Source organism: Candidatus Bathyarchaeota archaeon (assembly GCA_026014685.1).
Classification (GTDB): Archaea; Thermoproteota; Bathyarchaeia; order Bathyarchaeales; family Bathycorpusculaceae; genus Bathycorpusculum.
The window spans coordinates 1-1084 of record JAOZHW010000017.1 but is presented as its reverse complement, the minus strand read 5'-3'; the positions used below and the strand labels follow the sequence as shown (position 1 = coordinate 1084).

1 protein-coding gene is annotated in these 1084 nt (G+C 46.8%); it reads right to left on the bottom strand.

Going from position 1 to position 1084, the window contains the following annotated elements; genetic code table 11:
* Positions 1-45: 45 nt before the first annotated feature.
* A complete protein-coding gene (locus NWE96_11005) occupies positions 46-1035 on the bottom strand; it encodes an IS30 family transposase (GenBank protein MCW3984501.1) in 990 nt (329 codons plus the stop codon).
* Positions 1036-1084 lie beyond the last annotated feature (49 nt).

Here is a 1084-nt window from a genome sequence, read left to right as displayed (position 1 = left end):
CCTGAGTTCCATTTGCAAGTGCAACTTTGAGGATTTTAAAAAAGGTTAGCTTGGTGGTTTTATATTTACGAGTTCTTGCTTGAAAGCTTCGGCAGGAGTTCTGTAGTCAAGTATTTTACGAGGTCGGTGGTTGATGTAATTTATAATGGCAGATAGTTGTTTTCCTGTCAGCTCATTAAGATCTACGTTCCTTGGTAAATATCTTCTCAGTATTCCGTTGGCATTCTCATTGCTGCCTCTTTGCCAAGAGGAATAAGGCTTGGCAAAATATACTTGGGTTCCTAATTGGTTGGTTATTCTTTGATGCTCGGCAAACTCCAGGCCGTTGTCAAAGGTAATGGTTTTTCTGGCTAATTGGGGCAGTTTAGAGAAGCACCCAGTGATCAGCCCGGCTCGTTCCTTGGCTTTGTTGGTTGCAGGTTTTAAGACCACCAGATACCTGGTCTTCCTTTCCAAGTGAGTGGCCAGCCTTTGGGAATGGCCCTGGTATACTACAGTATCGCCTTCCCAATGGCCAAACTCCGTGCGGGTCTCAACTTCTTGCGGCCTAAGAGATATGTCAACCCTGCCAGGTATGGTACCTTTGGTATGTTTTCTGCCATTCCTCTTGCGTCTTATACGGTGGGCATGAGGCAGATGCTGTCTTAGATTCTGTTTGCGCCCTTCCGGGCTGTATATGAACTGGTATATACTCTCCTTGGTCAGGTAGCTCTGACCGGTGTTACGCAGTTTGCCGGCGATTATATCCGGACTCCACCCTTGTTTAAGCTTTTTCAGGACCTTGGCTTTAAGCCCAGGAAACCGGTCTACATATCGTTCTTTTCGCCCGTTAGCCTTGCGTTTGGATGCTTTCCGTTCGGCGGTGTCTGGCAGGTACTCGTCAAACTTCTGGTGCCGGTTCCGTTTGATCTCTCGTCCTATGGTGCTTTTGTTTCGCCCCAGCGCTTTGGCTATCGCTGTCTGGGTTTTACCCAATTCCAGGAGTCGGTAAATCTCCTCCCGGTCTTCCATTGTTAACTGATTATATCTTCTCATACAACCCTGAGTATACCACTCAGAGTTGCACTTCAAAATGGATTATACC